Source organism: Streptomyces sp. NBC_00316 (assembly GCF_036158715.1).
GTDB lineage: Bacteria > Actinomycetota > Actinomycetes > Streptomycetales > Streptomycetaceae > Streptomyces.
Window position 1 is genome coordinate 4,342,798 of sequence record NZ_CP108023.1, and the last position, 19,932, is coordinate 4,362,729.

Annotated in this window: 16 protein-coding genes; 12 read left to right on the top strand and 4 right to left on the bottom strand. The window is 70.8% G+C overall.

Annotated elements, in window-relative coordinates; translation table 11 throughout:
• Positions 1-170: 170 nt before the first annotated feature.
• The gene (locus OG878_RS19315) at positions 171-2,474 is read right to left on the bottom strand and encodes an esterase-like activity of phytase family protein (protein WP_328887943.1); all 2,304 of its coding nucleotides are present in this window, start codon (positions 2,472-2,474) and stop codon (positions 171-173) included.
• Positions 2,475-2,910: 436 nt separating this feature from the next.
• Here OG878_RS19315 and OG878_RS19320 point away from each other — a divergent pair, with 436 nt between their 5' ends.
• Both OG878_RS19320 and OG878_RS42310 read left to right on the top strand, forming a co-directional pair.
• A complete protein-coding gene (locus OG878_RS19320; RefSeq protein ID WP_328887944.1) occupies positions 2,911-3,255 on the top strand; it encodes a hypothetical protein in 345 nt (114 codons plus the stop codon).
• Positions 3,256-3,520: 265 nt separating this feature from the next.
• Positions 3,521-4,369, top strand: coding sequence for an SCO2400 family protein (locus tag OG878_RS42310; RefSeq protein ID WP_443049130.1), 849 nt, complete (start codon positions 3,521-3,523; stop codon positions 4,367-4,369).
• A gap of 400 nt (positions 4,370-4,769) precedes the next feature.
• On the opposite strand, the gene OG878_RS19325 is transcribed toward OG878_RS42310, so the two are convergent.
• Positions 4,770-5,846, bottom strand: a complete 1,077-nt coding sequence (locus OG878_RS19325) for a glycerophosphodiester phosphodiesterase family protein (RefSeq protein WP_328887945.1) — start codon at positions 5,844-5,846, stop codon at positions 4,770-4,772.
• 345 nt (positions 5,847-6,191) lie between these two features.
• Here OG878_RS19325 and OG878_RS19330 point away from each other — a divergent pair, with 345 nt between their 5' ends.
• The 10 genes from OG878_RS19330 to OG878_RS19375 all read left to right on the top strand — a co-directional run bounded on the left by OG878_RS19330 (position 6,192) and on the right by OG878_RS19375 (position 17,397).
• Positions 6,192-7,448: an SLC13 family permease gene (locus OG878_RS19330; RefSeq protein ID WP_328887946.1), complete on the top strand. Its 1,257-nt coding sequence runs from the start codon at positions 6,192-6,194 to the stop codon at positions 7,446-7,448.
• A 5-nt stretch (positions 7,449-7,453) separates the two neighbouring features.
• Entirely contained in the window at positions 7,454-7,945 is a 492-nt protein-coding gene (locus OG878_RS19335; RefSeq protein WP_328887947.1) for a universal stress protein, read from the top strand.
• A gap of 61 nt (positions 7,946-8,006) precedes the next feature.
• Complete coding sequence (locus tag OG878_RS19340; protein ID WP_328887948.1) at positions 8,007-8,726, top strand: hypothetical protein; 720 nt, start codon at positions 8,007-8,009, stop codon at positions 8,724-8,726.
• A 215-nt stretch (positions 8,727-8,941) separates the two neighbouring features.
• Entirely contained in the window at positions 8,942-10,690 is a 1,749-nt protein-coding gene (locus OG878_RS19345) for an NlpC/P60 family protein (RefSeq protein WP_328887949.1), read from the top strand.
• A gap of 305 nt (positions 10,691-10,995) precedes the next feature.
• On the top strand, positions 10,996-11,085 hold the full coding sequence (gene kdpF / locus OG878_RS19350) for a K(+)-transporting ATPase subunit F (RefSeq protein WP_328887950.1): 90 nt from the start codon (positions 10,996-10,998) through the stop codon (positions 11,083-11,085).
• 11 nt (positions 11,086-11,096) lie between these two features.
• Positions 11,097-12,761 carry a potassium-transporting ATPase subunit KdpA gene (kdpA, locus tag OG878_RS19355; RefSeq protein ID WP_328887951.1) on the top strand — a complete coding sequence of 555 codons (1,665 nt, stop codon included), beginning with the start codon at positions 11,097-11,099 and terminating at the stop codon, positions 12,759-12,761.
• A complete protein-coding gene (gene kdpB / locus OG878_RS19360) occupies positions 12,761-14,893 on the top strand; it encodes a potassium-transporting ATPase subunit KdpB (protein WP_328887952.1) in 2,133 nt (710 codons plus the stop codon). The genes kdpA and kdpB overlap by 1 nt, the downstream gene beginning before the upstream one ends.
• 32 nt (positions 14,894-14,925) lie before the next feature.
• Positions 14,926-15,564 carry a potassium-transporting ATPase subunit KdpC gene (kdpC, locus tag OG878_RS19365; RefSeq protein WP_328887953.1) on the top strand — a complete coding sequence of 213 codons (639 nt, stop codon included), beginning with the start codon at positions 14,926-14,928 and terminating at the stop codon, positions 15,562-15,564.
• A gap of 176 nt (positions 15,565-15,740) precedes the next feature.
• Positions 15,741-17,027: an ammonium transporter gene (locus OG878_RS19370; RefSeq protein WP_328887954.1), complete on the top strand. Its 1,287-nt coding sequence runs from the start codon at positions 15,741-15,743 to the stop codon at positions 17,025-17,027.
• A gap of 31 nt (positions 17,028-17,058) precedes the next feature.
• Positions 17,059-17,397, top strand: a complete 339-nt coding sequence (locus OG878_RS19375; protein WP_328887955.1) for a P-II family nitrogen regulator — start codon at positions 17,059-17,061, stop codon at positions 17,395-17,397.
• A gap of 85 nt (positions 17,398-17,482) precedes the next feature.
• Here the strand turns inward: OG878_RS19375 and OG878_RS19380 are convergent, their stop codons facing one another.
• Both OG878_RS19380 and OG878_RS19385 read right to left on the bottom strand, forming a co-directional pair.
• Complete coding sequence (locus tag OG878_RS19380) at positions 17,483-19,156, bottom strand: acyl-CoA dehydrogenase family protein (RefSeq protein WP_328887956.1); 1,674 nt, start codon at positions 19,154-19,156, stop codon at positions 17,483-17,485.
• 34 nt (positions 19,157-19,190) lie between these two features.
• Entirely contained in the window at positions 19,191-19,835 is a 645-nt protein-coding gene (locus tag OG878_RS19385; RefSeq protein WP_328887957.1) for a TetR/AcrR family transcriptional regulator, read from the bottom strand.
• Positions 19,836-19,932: the final 97 nt, after the last annotated feature.

Sequence of the window (19,932 nt, forward strand, 5' to 3'; positions counted from 1 at the left end):
CCGCACCACAGTTCCCGCAGGGCACCAGGGAGAGCGGTGAACCACGGTCAACAGCGGCTCGGTCCCGGGTGAGGCGCAGCCCGCCATGAATGCGTACGGCCGCCGGCGAGCCGCCCGCGGCCGTACGGGATTCTGTTGTCCGAGGCGGCGCCCCTGAGCGCTGCGGTGGATCAGTCGCGCCCGAAGATCCTCTTGCTGGAGCCGAGGCGAAGGAAGACCGTCTCGCCGGTGGCGTCGGCCAGGCCGTCGTTGTCGGTCACGGCGTAGACCTGGCCGTCGCCGCCCACGGTCAGTCCCTCGAGCTTCTCCTGGGTCCAGCCGTCCGTCGCCCGCAGGTCGGGCAGCACGTCGTGGGCGAGCTTCTTGGGCAGGACCTGCAGCGGGCCCGACGGCGCGGCGGACTTCGGCAGGTCGACCGTGTACACCCGCTTGACCTTGGCGGACGGGCCGTTGAGCTTGTCCCGCTCGATCAGGGCGAGCTTGTCGCCGACCACGGTGATCTCGGAGAGGCCGATCCAGTCGCCCGGAGTGTCGGTGGTGCCGATCCGGTAGCCGTACCAACTCCAGGTGCCCGCCTGGACGTCGTACCGGCCGAGCCGGACGAGCCCGGCCGGGTCGCCCTTGACCTCTCGCTGCAGCGTGGCCCAGACCACCTCGCGGCCGTTGCGGTCGGTGGTGGCGGTGACCCCTTCGAAGCCCTGCTTCGCCAGGCCCGCGGCGACGTCCGCCGGGAGCGTGACGACCTGCCGGGTCACCCCGTCGCGGTCGAGCCGGACCAGCTTGTTGCCGTCACCCGTCGCGCCCTCCACGGCGAGCCAGAACCCGCCCTGGGGCCGGGCGACGATGCCCTCTGCGTCGTATCCGACCGGCCGGCCCTCGGCGTCCTTGACGGTGAGCGCCCGGGTGACGACCGCCGGCTGACGCGATGTGTCGATGGTCATGATCCTGGTGACGGAGTACGCCGCGTCGGTGACGGTGTACAGCTCGTGCGGCCTGCCGGGGACGGCGGACAGCGCGCCGAGCGCGCCCCAGCCGATCGGCGCGCCGGCGGAGTCCGCAGCCGACACGACGCCCGGGAACGCGGGGGTGCCCTTGCCCAGCTGGAACAGGCTCACCGAGGCTCGCACGTTCACCGAGGCGTCGTCCTCCTCGCTGGAGACCGCGAGCAGGTCGCGCGACGGGATCGGCAGCAGCCCCTCGGGGCCGTTGGTGGTGGGCAGCACCTGGCGGAAGACCGGGGCGGTCGGCCGGCTCAGGTCGTAGACGGCGACGAAGTTGCTGCGCTCCGAGCCGACGAAGGCGTAGCGCACACCGTGGAAGGTGGCGACCACCACGCCCTCCGGCTCGGTGCCCTTCTTCCCCGCGCGGTCCTCGTTGTGCAGGCCGTAGCGGACGGCGATCCGCTCGAAGCTGTTGCCCGCGTCCCAGGCGACCTTGCCGGTCCGGCTGTCGAAGACCGACCAGCCGCGGGTGCCGCCCTTCCAGTCGCCCTCGTTGGCCGTCGCCAGGTAACGGTCGTCGACCCAGCTGACGGCGTCGGGCTCGCGTCGCACATCGGTGATCGAACCGGTCTGGTCGATCACACCGTCCTTGGCCGTGTCGATGCCGTGCACCGTGTCCGTACCGGCGCTGAAGGCCTTGGTGATCCGTCCCGTCGGCAGGTCCATCAGGACGATGCCGTTGTTCTCCTGCAGGGTCACGGCGAGTTGGTTGCGGCTGTTGACGGAGACGTACTCCGGCTCCGGGTCGGTGGGCTCGACGATCCCGGCGTCGGCCAGCACGGGGAGCGCCGTGCCGTCGGCCCGGGTCAGCGGTACGGCCCGGGTGCGCCAGTGCAGCGGCGAGCCGCCCTTGAGGTCGACGATCTGCACGAAGCCGGCCGGAGCCTGGGGGAGGTCGCCCTCCTCGCCTCCGGGCGGGGTCGCCTCCTCGTCGCGCTCGTTCTCGATCGCGACGGCGGCGTACCGCTGGTCCTTGGTGATGGTGATGGAGTCCGGCTGGCCGCCCAGATCGAAGCTGGTGACCCGCTTGCGGTCGCGCAGCGATATGACGTCGAGGCGCCCGGACGGATGGGAGTGGCCGGCGCTGGTGTTCACCACCACCAGAACGTACTGGCCGACCACGGCCACGGAGGTCGGCTCGTCCTCGGCGTCGCCGAGTTCGGCCAGCGACAGCGTGCCGAGCCCGCGCGGCTTGCCGGGCGTGCCGATGTCGAGGAAGCCGATCCGGCGCGCCAACGCGTCGGTGTAGATCAGGGTCCGGCCGTCCTCGCTCGCCGCCGAGATCTCGGCGACGGTCGCGGAGGCCGGGTCCTCGCCCGCCGGCCGGTTCTGGAAGACCGGATAGGTGGCGGTGCGGTCGAAGGCGACCGGCCGCCGCGGCTCCTGGTGTGCGCTCGCCGCGCCCGCGCCGGCCAGCATGCCGGCGGCGACAGCTACGGTTGCGAGCGCGGCGTAGGTTCTCTTCGGGGGCATCGTTTCTCCGTTGCACGACAGTGACGGAGAGAGATCGTTCCACCTGCGGGCGAGCACGAAGCAGCGTCCGAATGAACAGCCGACGAAGATCATCGACGCCGCCCGGCCCCCGCCCGACGGGTCGGACCGGACCGGCTGAACCGGCGACCGAGGGCCGCCGCACGGCCGTCTCCGACGCTCCGTACGGGCATCAGGACTCGAACGCGGTGGGCTGAGTTCTGCGTCCTCGCCCCGTCCTGTCGCGGAGCCCCGACGACACACCCGTGCCGTCGACGGTCGTGGTCGAGTGCCGCATCCATCGGTCGTTACCGGCCCGCCGCCACCGGCCTCGGCGCGACGGACTGGGGGGGTCCTGCCGCGGGCAGAAGCGAAGTCCCACTATGCGCTGCGCGCTCCGGTCAACGACCCCGAGTACCTCCTCGAGCAGATCTCCCTCATGCGGAACGTCTCCGAGGAGGGCACGCAGACCGTGGGAGGCGTCCGGATCTCGCGTTACCGCGGCACCCTGGATCACACCGCCCTCACCTATCGCATGGCCGCAGATGTCCGCGACGAGGTGGACCGGGCCCGCAAACTCCTGGGGGACGACCTGCCCGTGTTCACAGAAGTGTGGGTCGATCCGCAAGGCATGGTCAGCCGTACCCGTACAAAGCTGAACCTGGCCGGTGCCCAGATGACGATGGCCCTGTCCCTCTCGGACATCGGTACGCCGGTCGAGGTGGACGTGCCCGCATCCGCCACCGTTCCCGTGGACGGGTTCAGCGGCTACTTCCTGGGCTGAACAGCCCCTCGGAGGACTGCGCACCGGAGTCCGGCCGACAAGCAGCCGGCATGGCCGGCCGGACAATTCCACAGCGAAGCCGCAGGGTGTCCACCCGTCATCTCGGATGTCGTCACACCGCCGGGGAGTCTGCACGGGGACATCACGAGATCTACGCGTCGCATGCGTCCCCTGCCGTTAGCGTTGCTGGCCGCTCGACCCCGCGTGCGAACCCGAACGGGTCGCCGGCGTCCCTGGTGGCGCAGTCAGCACAGAAGGATCGCAGATGGACTACTGCTCGTCGTGCCGCCGAGTCCTCAACGGGGCACTCGTGTGCCCAGGGTGCGGCGATTACGCTCCGGACATAGCTCCGCCCGCGCGCTACAGCGCGGTGCCCACCACCGCCCCGGCTCGGGGTGAACGGCACGCGGCGCAAGCCCCCGCCTTCAGGCCCCCTCACCGCGGTGCCGCGCCGTTCGGCGGCAGCGGCGTGTCCGAGGACGTGACGGCGCAGCGGTCGGACTCCGGTTCGTCCGGCGGTTCTGCAGTCGCGGCCTCGACCGGGCAAGGCCGCGCGGCTCGGCGCCGGCAACGAGAACGGTGGAAGAAGAACCGGCGTCGAGCTGCGGCAGCAACGGCCTTCGCCCTGGTCAGCGGCGGCCTGACCGCCACCCTTCTGCAGAGCAGGGCCTCCACCGGCCACACACACGCGGCCGCGGCGCCGGAGCTGGAGGGCGTGGCCACGCCCCGGACGCTGATCTCCGCCGCGTCGTCGGAGGAGCCGGACACCGAGGCTTCACGGAAGCCCCGCACGCACCGGCCTGTGACAGCCGGCCGACAGCAGAAGACCAGCCCTGCCACGCCTCCCGCTGCCACGACGATCCGGCAACCGAAAACCGCCGCCGCGGCGCACCCCCTCGCCACCTCGAGCGCAACACCGGACACCGCGCCCACCCAGGCGAACCAGGCACCGGTCGAGCACGCCGACGTCGCAGCACCGGTGGCGACCGCCCCCGCTTCCACCGCAGGCTCCGACGCAAGCACGACACCGGTGCCCGCTGCGCCGGCAACGCCGACGGCCGAGCCGACATCACCGGCGCATCTATGCCTGCTGGGAATCGTGTGCGTCGGATGACGGCTCCGCTGCCATCCCCCGCGGACGTGTCCTCAGTGCGCTCCGGAGGGCGGTGGACAGAGGCCGTTGGCGGGGCAGTCGTGCAACACAGCACCGTCCTGGAGGACTTCCGGGAGTCAGCGAGGACGGTTCACCCGGAAACCGGGGCGGTGTCCCGGCGCGTCGAAGTGCCGCTGGAAGGCGTTGCGTTGCGTTGTCAACACGTGCTCGAAGTCTGCGTCTGCGGCATCTCCGGCGCCGGCCTCCCCCGGTCGAGTACGCGACGTCGGGAAGCGTCCCGGACCGCCGGTACCGACCGGAAGCGGCTCGTCGCAACGAGCAACTGGGTACGCGTTGCGACGATCCCTGCAATCTGCCACTGCTCTGCGGAGGCGTACGCGGTGACGGGGCCTGCCGGTCGTCAGTGTCGCGGCGCGGAGTAGGCCTTGGGCAGGCGCATGCCGCGCTCGGACATGATGTCCCGCACCCGGTTGGGGTAGTCGGTGATGATGCCGTCGATGCCCATGTCCATCAGCGCCTCGATGGTGGCGGGGTCGTCGCAGGTCCACGGAATGACCTTCAGACCGCGCCGGTGCGCCTCGGAGATCATCTTCGCGTCGGGGTAGAAGCGGAAGTTCGGGTCCGCGACCGTGCCGTTCTGCGGGAAGCCGTAGTTCGGGGACAGCGCAGTGACGCCGGGGACGGCGGAGGCCGCCTTGACGAAGTCGCCGTCGTAGTCGTCGGCGTCGATGCCGCCGAGCCACGGTGAGGCGCCGGGCTTGCCGACCTGAAGGAAGTCGTAGTTGGTCAGCGCAACCAGCGGGTACTTCGGCGCGAGCCTGTGCATCTCCTTGAGTGCGCCCCAGTCGAAGGACTGAATGGTGACCTGCTTCTCGACACCCGAGCGGTGGATCTCCTCGTAGACGCGGCGCACGAACAGCTCGCGCGGCGCGGTCTGTTCGGGCGCTCCGGCCTCCACCTTGGTCTCGATGTTCAGCTTGACCTGCTTGGCCTTGTAGCTCTTGACCAGGTTGAGGACGTCCTTGAGCTCCACCATGCGGAAGCCCTTGATCTGCTCCTGCTCGGGGAAGCCGGGCAGCTGCTGGTAGCCGCAGTCCATGGTCTTGATCTGGGCCAGCGTCAGGTCCTTGATGTACTTGCCGACGTACGGGTACATCGGGTCACCCGGCGTCACGGGGCCGGTGTCCTTGCACTTCTGGGCGCTGATCTGCCGGTCGTGGTTGACGACGACCTTCTCGTCCTTGGTGACGTGGGCATCCAGCTCCAGGGTGCTCACTCCGAGGCGCAGGGCCTTGCCGAAGCCCTCCAGGGACTCCTCGGTGGTCAGTCCCAGGCCACCGCGGTGGGCCTGCAGGTCGAAGTGGGTCTTCTGGGGGTGGACCTTGGGCTGGGAATCGGCCGTGGCCGCCTGGGCGGTCACCGGGAGGGCCAGCGCGGGCACGACGGCCAGGGCCGCGAGTGCATGGCGGAAAGACACTTAAACCTCGTATACATCGGACGAACGGGACGTCACGACGCTAAGCCGCAGGTCCAGCCCGCACGAAGCCCTCACGTGAGGGCGTGGTGAACGCCCGGGGAACGATGGTTGCCGGTCGTCGGCGGAGGACTGGTTGCCGGCCTGCCCCGGCGACGGCCCGGGTGCGGGCCGCCGCCGGGGCAGGCCGGGTACAGCAGCCCCCGGCCGACCGGCTGGAGGAAGCCGGCCAGGACACGCATGTCAGCATCGGGGTCCAGCCCGGCGGGCAGGTGAAGCTGAGGGTGGAGAAGCTCGGCGCGCTCGGACCGCTCGCCGGATCGCACGACCGGGAAATGGGTCTGATCGGTGAACACCCCGCTGGCGGAGGCACTCTCCGTCGTTCTGCTCCTGGCTGTGCTGGCATGCGCGGTCATCCGCCCCTGGGGCTGGCCGGAGGCAGTCGTCGCCGTCCCGGCCGCCGGGGTGGTCATCGCCACGGGGGCGATCTCGCTGGAGCACGCCCGCGCCGAGACCGAGCGGCTGGGGCCGGTGATCGGATTTCTTGCGGCGGTGCTGGTCCTTGCTCAACTCTGCGACGACGAGGGCCTGTTCCACGCGTGCGGGGCCTGGATGGCCCGCACCGCTGCGGGACGGCCGCGCCGGCTGCTGGTGCAGGTGTTCGCGGTCGCCTCACTGATCACCGCGGCGCTCAGCCTGGACGCCACGGTCGTGCTGCTCACCCCCGTGGTGTTCGCCACCGCCGCCCGGCTAGGAGCCCGGCCCAAACCGCACGTCTACGCCTGCACCCACCTGTCGAACACCGCCTCGCTGCTGCTGCCGGTCTCCAACCTGACCAACCTGCTGGCATTCGCGTCCAGCGGCCTGAGCTTCACCCGCTTCGCCGCCCTGATGGCGCTGCCCTGGCTGGTGGCGATCGGTGCCGAATACGTGGTCTTCCGGCGTTTCTTCGCCACCGACCTGGACGCCGGAGCCCAGACCCCGCACACCACCGAGCCGCCCGATGTCCCGATGTTCGCGCTGGTCACGGTGGTGTGCACGCTGGCCGGCTTCGTCCTCACCTCGGCACTCGGGATCAACCCCGCATGGGCGGCCTTCGCCGGCGCAGTGGTGCTCGCCGTCAGGGCCCTCGCCCGGCGCCGCACCACCCCCAGCGCCATCCTGCGCGCCACGGCGGTACCGTTCCTCGCCTTCGTGCTGGCCCTGGGCATCGTGGTCCGCGCGGTCGTCGACAACGGACTCGCCGCGGCTCTCGGCCGTCTGATCCCGGACGGCACCGGCCTGTGGGCCCTGCTCGCGATCGCGGCGCTGGCCGCGGTGCTGGCGAACGTCATCAACAACCTGCCCGCCGTGCTGGTGCTGCTGCCGCTGACCGCCCCGACCGGGCCCGGCGCGGTGCTCGCAGTCCTGCTCGGGGTCAACATCGGCCCGAACCTCACCTACGCCGGTTCCCTGGCCACGCTGCTGTGGCGGCGCATCGTGCACGAACACGACACCGACGTCGAGCTGGGCGAGTTCACCCGGCTCGGCCTTGCCGCCGTGCCTGCTGCGCTGGTACTCGCGGTGGTGGCACTGTGGACCTCGCTCACCCTCATCGGAGGCTGACCACCATGACCGTCATCGCCTGGATCGTCGAAGGCACCTGGCCCGCCTGCATCGACGCCGCCCGCACCCACGCGCCGGAGGGCGCCGACATCGTGCTGCTGCACGTCACCGGCTCCGAGGTCCCCGGTGCCGCCCATGGCGCCTACGCCGGGCTGCTCGGCCGCGCCCGCCCCGAACGCGACCCCGGCACGGCGCTGGAACACCTGGCCGCCGCCTCCGCCGACCAGCTCCTCGCCGATGCGGCCGAGCGTCTGGGACGCCCGTGCGCCCGCAGCGAGCGCACCGGCCGCGTCGAGCGTGAGGTCGTGGCCGCTGCCGAAGGCGCAGACCTGCTGATCCTCGCCCGCGACGGGGATCACACCCACCTCGGGCCCCGCAGCCTCGGCCCCGCCAGCCGCTTCATCGTCGACCACGCCCCCTGCGCCGTCCTGCTCGTCTGGCCCGAGACCGCGCCCGGCATCGCCACCATGCCGCCCCCGCCGCCGCACCACCGGTAGCAGCGGCGCCCGCCGGGAAACTCGCGTGCGTTCGGGCCTCAGGGATGTCAACGTGTCCCGGGTGACCTCGACCGAGACGACCTCCATCCGTGCCGCCGCAGCGCGGAACAACGCCGACTGGTGTGCTTCGGTGTGCCGGTCCCACGGCATTCCGGGGACCTTCGGCGAGACGGCCTGGTGGAGTTCCCGCCGCACGCCGCCGTACTACCCCGACGCCGTCACTCTGCACCACGACACGGTGCCGGCCGACTTCCTTGCCGGGATCGACACCACGTCACCGGGGTGCTCGGTCAAGGACAGTTGCGCCACGCTCGATCTCACCTCCAGCGGCTTCGTCGAGCTCTTCGATGCCCAGTGGATCCACCGCCCGGCGGGACTCCCCGCACCGGCGGCGCCGGCCCTGCGCACCGAACGGGTCTCCACGGCCGGCCGACTCCGCGACTGGGTGGACGCCTGGCACGGCGGCGACGCAGCCCCGGACGTCTTCCGGCCGGCGCTGCTGGACGACCCGTCCGTACGGGTACTCACCGTTCACGACGGCGAACAGCTCTCGGGCGGTGTCGTCCTGAACCGCAGCACGGGGCTGGTCGGCCTCTCCAACCTCTTCGCCGTCAGCAGCGGCGACGCGGCTGCCGTCTGGTCATCAGCGATCGCCGCAGCCGCCCTCCATTTCCCCGGCCTTCCCCTCGTCGGTTACGAACACGGGGACGACCTCGCGCACGCACAGGACGGCGGATTCACCGCACTCGGCACACTCCGCGTCTGGCTGCACGACTCCTGAAGGTCATCACCGGGGACTGCGCAGGCCGCTCTCCTTGCCGTTGTCCTGGCCGGCTCCAGGGGCGGGAAGGTCCCCGGAGCAGGCAGACTCCCGCCTCGGTTACACGCGCTCGGTGCAGTCTTCTGCCACACGATCAAATGATGGAAACCGGGCAGAAAGGGACGACGGGCACGGCTGACGGACTCGCGGGAGGACCCGGGCCGGATCATGGCCGCATGCCGAACACCTCCCGTCGGAACCTGCTCGCGGTCGTGGCGACATCCGCCGCCTCCGCCTCGCTCGGTGGCTTCGCCGCCGCTCCCGCCCGCGCCGCAACCACGGCCGCCACCGTCACGGCCACGGAGTCGCTGCTGACCGCACCCCGATCCTCCGTCACCCTGCCCGCGCTCGACGTCTCGTACTTCATACCGGTCGCCCTGGGGCCGCTGACCGCGAGCGTGCTGTCCGGCACCCCCGAGCGCACCGAGGTCACCTCCGGCGGGAAGCGCGTGGCCGTCCTGACCAAGGGTGCGCGCACCGTCGTCCTGCCGGGGCCGGAGCGGACGTTCACGGAGAACAAGAAGCCGTTCGTGGACGACTTCGGGCGCACCCTGCCGGACACGTCCTTGCCGGTTGCGGACCGGGTGTACTGGGGCACCTCGCCGGGCGGCGGCAGCTGGTCGACGCTCGGCCCCGACGCCACCGACTACTCCGTGACGCCGGGCAGCGGCATCATCACGCTCACCACGGACTTTGCAAGCCGCCATGCGACGTTGCGGGACGACGAGGTCACCGACGTCGACGTACGTGCGGTGGCGCAGTTCGACAAGGTGCCCACAGGGCAGGCCTGTTCGTACGCGTTGTCCTTCGGCTACCAGGACACCCACAACAACTACCGGGCCCGGCTGTCCTTCCTGACCTCCGGCGCGGTCGAACTGCGCGTCGAGAAGGAGGTCGCCGACACGGTCACCCAGCTCGGCGCCGCCGTCACGCTCGCCACGTCCGTGCCCGCGGGCACGGACTGGACGATCCGGGTGCGCCGGGAAGGGGCCCGGATCCAGGCCAGGGCGTGGCGCACCGATGCGGCCGAGCCGGCCGGCTGGGCCTTCGACGTCGAGGACACGACCTTCGCCAAGGGCCGGGTGGGGCTGCGGGCCCTGGCCAACGACGGCTGCACCAACCTGCCGGTCAAGCTGGTCGTGAGCCGCTTCCATGTGGACGCCGCCACCTGGCAGTCACCGCCGTCGGTCACGCACGGCGACTGGGTACGGGTGCTGCCCGAGCTCTTCGACGGCACCTGGACCCCGCAGCTCGAGCAGACCATCCGCGCCATGGCCGGTTCGACCGCGCCCGACGTGCTCGCCCATGCCGCAATGTTCCTGGCAGGCGCCCCGGCGGTGACCGCGGGCGCGGGCCCGGCGGAGGGCAGGCAGGTCCTCGGGGAGGCCGGTTACGGCTACCTGGACCCGCAGGGCTTCCGCAACGAGGGCGCCGACTTCCACGAGTACATGAACGTGGGCTGGACCTTCCCCGGGGGCGATTACACGGGACCGTCGGCCAAGCAGACCGGAAACCTCGACTGCTCGGGCTATGCGCGCATGGTGTACGGCTACCACATGGGCGTCCCGATGGCCGCGGGCGAGGACACCTCCGCCACGCGCCTGCCCCGCAAGTCCCGGGACATGGCGGACTACGCGCCGGGAGTACGCGTCGACCGGACCGCGGACGGCACGACCCCGCCGGCGGCCGCGCAGCTGCAACCCGGCGACCTGGTGCTGTTCAACGCCGACTCGGGCGACGACAACCCGACGGTCACGGTCGACCACGTGGGCATCTATCTGGGCAGGGACGCGGACGGCAAGCGCCGCTTCCTGTCCAGCCGCAAGACCGGCAACGGCCCCACCATGGCGGACCTGGGCGGCGCATCGCTCCTGGACGGCAGCGGCACGTACGCCACGCACCTGCACACCGTGCACCGCATCTGACCCGTAGGTACCTGTCACTGCACGACCGGGCGCCCGGAGCACGGCACGACCGGGCGCCCAGGGTCTCGGGCGGCCCATGGCTTTGACGGTCCGTCACCTCATCGGACCAACACTGCGGCCAGACAATCCCGACATTCGCTGATATAACATCAGAAATACGTGTGATCCCACACATGGGCGGGACAAGCCGTCCCGCCTCTGATGACTCTGCGGGGTGCCCTGCGCATGTCGGACGTCGCGTACATCTGCCTCACGATCGTGGTGTTCGCCCTCGTCGGCCTGGCCGCCAGAGGGGCCGAACGGCTGTGAGTGTGGACAACATCGTGGGGCTGATCGTCGCCGCCCTTCTGGTGATCTACCTGGTCGTCTGTCTGATCTTTCCTGAGAAGTTCTAGGGCGGTCCCGGATGGACGACACTCTCGCCGGCTGGCTTCAGGTGATCGCCCTGGTGATGGCGCTGGCACTGTCGTATCGCCCGCTGGGCGACTACACGGCCCGCGTCCTGACCACCGGTCGCCACTGGAAAGCGGAACGCCTCGTCTACCGGGCGGGTGGGGTGCACTGCGACGCCGACCAGAGCTGGCCGGTCTATCTGCGCAGTGTTCTGGCCTTCTCCGCCGTGTCGGTGCTCTTCCTGTACGCGTTCCTGCGCCTGCAGAACCACCTCCTGCTCTCCCTGGGCATGAAGCCGGTCGCCGCGGACCTGTCGTTCAACACCGCCGCCTCCTTCGTCACCAACACCGACTGGCAGGCGTACTCGGGCGAGTCGACGATGGGCCACCTGGTCCAGATGGCCGGCCTCGCGGTGCAGAACTTCACCTCCGCGGCCATCGGCATCGCCGTCGTCGCCGCACTGATCCGTGGTTTCACCAGGAAGAAGACCGATCGCGTGGGCAATTTCTGGGTGGATCTGACCCGGATCGTCCTGCGCCTCCTGCTGCCCCTCGCATGCGTTTTCGCGATCGTTCTGGTGGCCGCCGGCGTCATCCAGAACTTCCATGGCGCCCACGGCATCACCACCATCGCGGGCGGGCACCAGAGCCTGACCGGCGGTCCCGTCGCCTCCCAGGAGTCCATCAAGCTGCTGGGCACCAATGGCGGCGGCTTCTACAACGCGAATTCCGCGCACCCCTTCGAGAGCCCCAGCGCCCTCACCAACCTGATCGGGATCTACTTGATGCTGGTGATCTCGTTCTCGCTGCCGCGGACCTTCGGCGCCATGGTCGGCGACCACCGGCAGGGTTACGCGATCCTCACCGTGATGGCGGTGATCTGGGCGGCCGCGGTCGCCGTCGTGACCGCCAACGAGCTGCACAGCGTGAGCAGTACGGCCGGCCACGCGGCCGGCGGAATGATGGAGGGCAAGGAGACACGGTTCGGGATCTGGGCCTCGGCCCTGTTCGCGGTGTCCACCACCCTCACGTCGTGCGGGGCGGTCAACTCCGCCCACGACTCGTACACGCCGGGCGGCGGCGGATTGACGATCTTCGACATGATGCTCGGAGAGATCGCACCGGGCGGTACCGGCTCGGGTCTCTACGGGATCCTGATCCTGGCGGTCGTCGCAGTCTTCGTCGCCGGGCTGATGGTCGGCCGCACGCCGGAGTACCTGGGCAAGAAACTCCGCGGCCGGGAGATGAAGTTCGCCTCGCTCTACATCCTGACCACACCCGTCCTCGTGCTCGTCGGTGCGGGCCTGGCCATGGCGTTGCCCGGTGAACGGGCCGCCATGCTCAACACCGGTGCGCACGGCTTCTCCGAGGTTCTGTACGCCTTCACGTCCGCGGCGAACAACAACGGTTCGGCGTTCGCCGGCCTGAGCGCGGACACTGTCTGGTACAACACCGCGCTCGGCGTGGTCATGCTCTTCGGCAGGTTCCTGCCGATGGTGTTCGTGCTCGCGCTCGCGGGATCGCTCGCCGGCCAGCAACCCGTACCGGTCACCGCGGGCACCCTGCCCACCCACCGTCCGCAGTTCGTCGGGCTGCTCACCGGCGTGGTCCTGATCGTCGTGGGACTGACCTACTTCCCGGCCCTCGCACTGGGCCCCATGGCAGAGGGGCTGCGCTGATGTCCACGACCGTCGCCCCCGGCCCCACCCCACCCGGTGCCGGGCCCAGGCGGGACCGGATCTCGGGCGGGCTGCTGGATCCGAAGCAGTTGTTGAGGTCCTTCCCCGACGCGTTGCGCAAACTGGATCCGCGCTCGATGTTCCGCAACCCGGTCATGTTCGTGGTGGGGGTCGGGGCACTTCTGACCACGCTGTCGGCCATCCGATCCCCCAGTGTCTTCGCGTGGGTGATCACCGCATGGCTCTGGCTGACGGCTGTGTTCGCCAACCTGGCGGAAGCCGTGGCCGAAGGGCGGGGCAAGGCCCAGGCGGAGACATTGCGCCGCGCCAGGACCACCGTGACGGCCCGGCGGCTCACCGGCTGGCAGCCCGGAGCCACCGACGCCGCGGAGGAGGAAGTGGCGGGCGTCGACCTGCGGCTGGGTGACCTCGTGGTCGTCGAGGCCGGGCAGATGATCCCGGGCGACGGCGATGTGGTGGAAGGTGTCGCGAGCGTCGACGAATCGGCCGTCACAGGCGAGTCGGCGCCGGTGATCCGCGAGTCGGGCGGTGACCGGTCCGCGGTCACGGGCGGCACGAAGGTGCTCTCGGACCGGATCGTCGTGAAGATCACCTCGAAGCCCGGAGAGACCTTCATCGACCGGATGATCGCCCTCGTCGAGGGGGCCGCCCGTCAGAAGACTCCGAACGAGATCGCGCTGAACATCCTTCTGGCGTCCCTCACGATCGTCTTCATGGTCGCCGTGGTGACCCTGCAGCCGTTCGCCGTCTTCGCGGGGGCCGAGCAGACCATCGTCATCCTCGTCGCCCTCGTCGTGGCACTCATCCCGACGACCATCGGCGCGCTGCTCTCGGCGATCGGCATCGCCGGCATGGACCGGCTCGTCCAGCGCAATGTGCTCGCTTTGTCCGGGCGCGCGGTGGAGGCCGCCGGCGACGTCAACACCCTCCTCCTCGACAAGACCGGCACCATCACCCTCGGCAACCGCCAGGCCGCCGAGTTCCTGCCCGCGCACGGAGTGGGCATCGAGGAACTCGCGGACGCCGCCCAGCTGTCCTCCCTCGCCGACGAGACACCCGAGGGCCGCTCGGTCGTCGTCCTCGCCAAGCAGCAGTACGCACTGCGCGGACGTGGCGAAGGCGAGCTGGACCGTGCCGAGTTCATCCCCTTCACCGCACAGAGCCGGATGAGCGGAGTCGACCTCAACGATCCGCAGGAGACCCGGTCACTGCGCAAGGGCGCGGCGACCGCGGTGATGCGCTGGGTGCGCGAAAACGGCGGCCATCCCACCGCCGAGGTCGGCCAGATCGTCGACGGCATCTCCGCAAGCGGTGGCACACCGCTGGTCGTCGGTGTCGTCTCCCGGGAGGGCGACGGTACGCAGACCGCTCGTGTGCTGGGTGTCATCCACCTCAAGGACGTGGTCAAGGTGGGCATGCGTGAACGCTTCGACGAACTGCGGCGCATGGGCATCAGAACCGTCATGATCACCGGGGACAATCCGCTCACCGCACGCGCCATCGCCCAGGAAGCCGGTGTGGACGACTTCCTCGCGGAGGCCACGCCCGAGGACAAGATGGCTCTGATCCGGCGCGAACAGGAAGGCGGCAAGCTCGTCGCCATGACCGGCGACGGCACGAACGACGCACCGGCCCTCGCCCAGGCCGACGTCGGCGTGGCCATGAACACCGGAACCTCGGCCGCCAAGGAGGCCGGGAACATGGTCGACCTCGACTCCAACCCGACCAAGCTCATCGAGATCGTCGAGATCGGCAAACAACTCCTCATCACCCGGGGTGCGTTGACGACCTTCTCGATCGCCAACGACGTCGCGAAGTACTTCGCGATCATCCCGGCGATGTTCGCGACCGTCTACCCCGGCCTCGACTGGCTCAACATCATGCGCCTGCACAGCCCCACGTCGGCGATCACCTCGGCGATCGTCTTCAACGCGCTGATCATCGTCGCGTTGATCCCGCTGGCGCTGCGTGGCGTGCGCTACCGGCCGTCCTCCGCCTCCCGACTGCTCAACCGGAACATCTGGGTGTACGGGCTCGGCGGCCTGGTCCTGCCGTTCGCCGGCATCAAGCTGCTCGACCTCGTCATCCAGTTCATCCCCGGGCTTCGCTGACGAAAGGCCCGACGAGAGGACAAGTCGATCCCATGGCACCCGGCGCCGTTCCCTCCGCACTCCGCCGCCACCTGGCGGCCCTGCGGATGCTGCTCGTGTTCACCGTCATCACGGGCCTCGCGTATCCCCTGCTCGTCACCGGCATCACCCAGGCCGCCTTCCCCCACCCGGCCAACAGTTCGCTGCTCACCACGGACGGCAGACCCGTGGCCTCGAGCCTGATCGGTCAGAACTTCGCCCTGCCGAAGAAGAACCCACGCGACCCGGACGAGGCGCTGCGCCCGGACCCCGCGTGGTTCCAGCCCCGGCCGTCCGCAGGTGGCTACGACCCCTTGAGCTCCGGAGCCTCCAACCTCGGCCCGAACAGCACCGTGCTGATCGAGACCATCCGGGAACGGCGCGCCGCCGTCGCCGCCTTCGACGGTGTCCCGCCGGCGTCCGTCCCCCCGGACGCCGTCACCGCCAGTGGCTCCGGCCTCGACCCGGCGATCTCCCCGGCATACGCCTACGAGCAGGTCGACCGCGTCGCGAGGGCACGCCACCTGGCCCCCGCCCGGGTCGCGGGCCTGGTCACCCGGCACGTCCAGGAGCGTGTGCTGGGCTTTCTGGGGCAGCGACGCGTCAACGTCGTCGAACTCAACCACGCTCTTGCCGGACTGGGACCGCGCTGAGCGCCTTGCGGCGGGTCCCGGGCCGGTCGGTACGGCGGCACCGCGGCCGCGGTGAGAATTCGGTCACCTCCACGCAATGAAATGCGCTGGAAACACACGGGTGTTCATTACGAAACGCGCGCCGGTCACCCTCGCTGTCGCCCGACCCGCACGCCGCTCCGAGGAGGGACTCCCTCTTGACCCCCGTGACCCTGGCCGCGGCCGGCCTCGACACAGGCGACACCGCCTGGCTGCTCGCCGCCACTGCGCTCGTCCTGCTGATGACCCCCGGGCTGGCTCTGTTCTACGGCGGCATGGTCCGCACGAAGAGCGTCCTCAACATGCTGATGATGAACTTCGTGTCCATCGCGCTGGTCACCGTCGTGTGGCTGGTCGCGGGCTATTCGCTGGCCTTCGGCGACGACGTGTTCGCCGGACTCATCGGCAGCCCCGACCACGTGGGCCTGACGGGCATAGGCCCGGGCACCCTCACCGGCAGCGTGCCCACCCTGCTCTTCACCACGTTCCAGCTCACCTTCGCGATCATCACGGCGGCGCTGATCAGCGGCGCGATCGCGGACCGTATGAAGTTCGCGGCCTGGCTGGTGTTCGTGCCGGTGTGGGCCCTGCTCGTATACGTCCCCGTCGCGCACTGGGTGTGGGGCCCCGGCGGGTGGATCGCGCACTCCCTCGGCGCCCTGGACTTCGCCGGGGGCCTCGTCGTGGAGATCGCGAGCGGAGCGTCCGGCCTGGCGCTCGCCCTGGTGGTGGGCCCGCGTCTCGGCTTCAAGAAGGACGCGATGCGCCCGCACAATCTGCCGATGGTGATGCTCGGCGCCGGCCTGCTCTGGTTCGGCTGGCTCGGCTTCAACGGAGGCTCCGCCCTCGGCGCCAACGGGCTGGCAGCGGCCTCGGTCCTCAACACCCTCGTCGCCGGCTGCACCGGCCTGCTCGGCTGGCTCTTCGTCGAGCAGCGGCGCGACGGCCATCCGACCACCTTCGGCGCGGCGTCGGGCGCCGTCGCCGGCCTGGTCGCGATCACGCCCGCGTGCGGCACGGTCGACATCCTGGGCGGTGCCATGGTCGGCCTCACGGCGGGTGTCGTCTGCTCGTACGCGGTCGGGTGGAAGTTCCGGTTCGACTACGACGACGCGCTGGACGTGGTCGGCGTGCACCTCGTCGGAGGCGTCGTCGGCACCCTGCTCATCGGCCTGTTCGCGACGGCCACGATGACCGGGGACAAGGAGGGACTCCTCCACGGTGGCGGGCCGGGTCAGCTCGGCCGGCAGGCCGTCGCCGTGGTGGCCGTGGCCGCGTACACGTTCGTCATGACGTACGCGATCGGCAAGGCGATCGACAGGCTGATGGGAATGCGGGCCTCCGCGGAGGAGGAACTCACGGGCCTGGACCAGACGGTGCACGCGGAGAGCGCCTACGATCACGGCGTCCTGGGTCATGCCGCGCCGCAGACCCCGGCCCGCTAGACACCTCTTCCACGGACAGGAGCGCTGCCTCATGAAGCTCATCACCGCGATCGTCAAGCCGTACCGCCTCGACGAGGTGAAGACCGCGCTGCAGGAGCTCGGCGTGCACGGACTGACCGTCACGGAGGCCAGTGGATACGGGCGTCAGCGCGGCCACACCGAGGTGTACCGGGGCGCCGAGTACCGGGTCGACCTGGTGCCCAAGGTCCGTATAGAGGTGGTCGTCGAGGACGCCGACGCGGAGCCGGTCATCGACGCAGTGGTCCGCGCCGCCCGGACGGGCAAGATCGGCGACGGCAAGGTGTGGGCGGTGCCCGTGGACGCGGTGGTACGGGTGCGGACGGGCGAGCGCGGGCCGGACGCGCTGTAGCGCGCCCCTTGCGCAGCAACCGGCGCCGGCCGGCCGCGCCCGCGGGGAGCCCGGCGAGATCCGTGCTCCCCGCGTCGCCGCACGCTCAGCCGGCGGCGCCGGGCACGCGGTCGATGATCGCCGCGAAGTCGGTCGAGGGCGCCAGGGTGCCGAAGGCCAGGCCCTGGTCGCCGGCCAGCCGTGAGGCGCAGAACGCGTCCGCGACGGCGGCCGGGGCGTGCCGGACGAGCAGCGAACCCTGCAGCACCAGCGCCATGCGCTCGACCAGCCTGCGGGCGCGTACGGCCGCGTCCTCGGTGAGCACCAGCTCACCGCGCAACTGCCGCCAGGCCGCGTCGAGCCGGGCGTCCGCACCCGCGGCGGCCTCGATCTCGGCGCCGAAGGCCTCCATGGACTCGGGTTCACGGGTCAGAGCACGCAGTACATCGAGCGCGTTGACGTTGCCCGAGCCCTCCCACAGGCCGTTGAGCGGGGCCTCCCGGTACAGCCGCGGCATTCCCGACGCCTCGTCATAACCGTTGCCGCCGAGACACTCCAGGGCTTCGGCGACCGCCGCCGGCTGCCGCTTGCACACCCAGTACTTGCCGACCGCCGTGGCCAGTCGCAGGAACGCCCGCTCCCCCGCGTCGCCGCGCTGTGCCCGGTCGGTCGCTCCCGCGATCCGCAGCGCCAGGGTGGTCGCCGCCTCCGACTCGAGGCCCAGATCGGCGATCACGTTGCGCATCAGCGGCTGGTCGATCAGCCTGGCGCCGAACACGGAACGGTGGCGGACATGATGGGCGGCCTGCGCGAGCGCGGCGCGGATCCCGGAGGCCGAACCCAGGATGCAGTCCAGACGGGTCATCGTGACCATGTCGATGATGGTCCGCACTCCGTGCCCCTGCGGGCCCACCGGCCAGGCGACGGTGTCGTCGAACTCCGGCTCGCTGCTGGCGTTGCTGCGGTTGCCGAGCTTGTCCTTCAGCCGCTGGATACGGAACGTGTTGCGGCTGCCGTCCGGAAGCACCCGCGGAACCAGGAAGCACGACAGCCCTCCCGGAGCCTGTGCCAGCACCAGGAACAGATCGTTCATCGGAGCGCTGGTGAACCACTTGTGGCCGCGCAGCCGCCAGGTGCCGTCCGGCTGCTCGGTGGCGACGGTGGTGTTGGCCCGCACATCCGTGCCGCCCTGCTTCTCCGTCATGCCCATGCCTGCAAGCAGGCCGCGCTTGCCCGCGGGAGCGCGCAGGCCGGAGTCGTACGTCCGGCTCGTCAGCAGCGGCTCGTACAGCGCGGCCAGCTCCGGCGCCGCGCGCAGTGCGGGAACGGCCGCGTAGGTCATCGAGACGGGGCACCCGTGCCCCTGCTCGGCCGAACTCCACACCATGAAACCCGCCGCGCGCGCCACATGGGCACCGGGCCGGGGGTCGGCCCACGGTGCGCCGCCGAGGCCCTCGCTGATCGCCACGTCCATCAGCGCGTGGTACGAGGGGTGGAAGTCCACCTCGTCGATCCGGTTGCCGTACCGATCGTGGGTGCGCAGCACCGGCTCGTAACGGTTGGCCTCATCGGCCCAGCGCTGGACCTGCTCCGAACCGGCCAGCCGGCCGAGGCGGTGCAGGTCCTCCACGTACCACTCGGCACCCTCGCGCCGCACTCCCTCCAGCAGTACGGCGTCGTCGGCGACATCGTGGCCGACGAGCGGCGGCGGCTGGTTGGTCACCTCGTGGGTGCGTGCGGTGGGGTTGCTGCGCAGTGCGGCGTCTGCTGTCGTGGTCATCACAGTCCTCGGGGGTCGTCGTGCGCGGGCGTGGTCACGGGCGGTCGGTGCCGGCGTCGGATCCGGCCGGTGCGGCGGCCCCCGCACAGCGCAGCGACATCGCCACCAGTTCGGTGACCAGGTGGTCGGCGTCGGCGCCCTCGGCCGGAGCGGACAGCGGGTCGACCAGCACCTCGCCGATCGCCCCGGTCAGCGCGGCGGCGGTGACGTCCGGGTCCTGGTCGGGCAGCAGGCCCGCGCCGATGCCCTCGCGGATCACCTCGGCGAAGACCTCGCGGTAGCGGCGCCGGTACCCCAGCCGCTCCTGGCCGACCGCCGGTTCGGCCGGGGCGGCGAGCAGGGCGTGGGCCAGACCGCGGGACTCCATGGCCCGGCGGGCGAAGACGCCGACGCCCAGCGCGAGCCGCTCGACCGGGTCCCGGCCGCCCTCCGTGAGCACCTTGCCGAGCACCTCGACCTCCCGCCCCGACGCCCGGCGGAAGACCTCGACGGCCAGCGCCCCCTTGGAAGGGAAGTGCTGGTAGACCGAGCCGACGGACATCCCGGCCGCGGCGGCGACCGCCGTGACGGAGGCGTTCGCCCAGCCCACATCGGCGACGACGGCGGTGGCCCGCTCCACCAGGTGCTCCCTGGCGGCGGCCAGGCGGTCCTGCACAGCGGGCGTCTTGCGGTAGGCCATGAAACAAGTGAACCACTGTTCAGAGCTTCACGCCAGCATCCGACCACACCGGACTCCCGTGCCCGCGACGACGCGCCCACGGCATCCCTGGACGGGC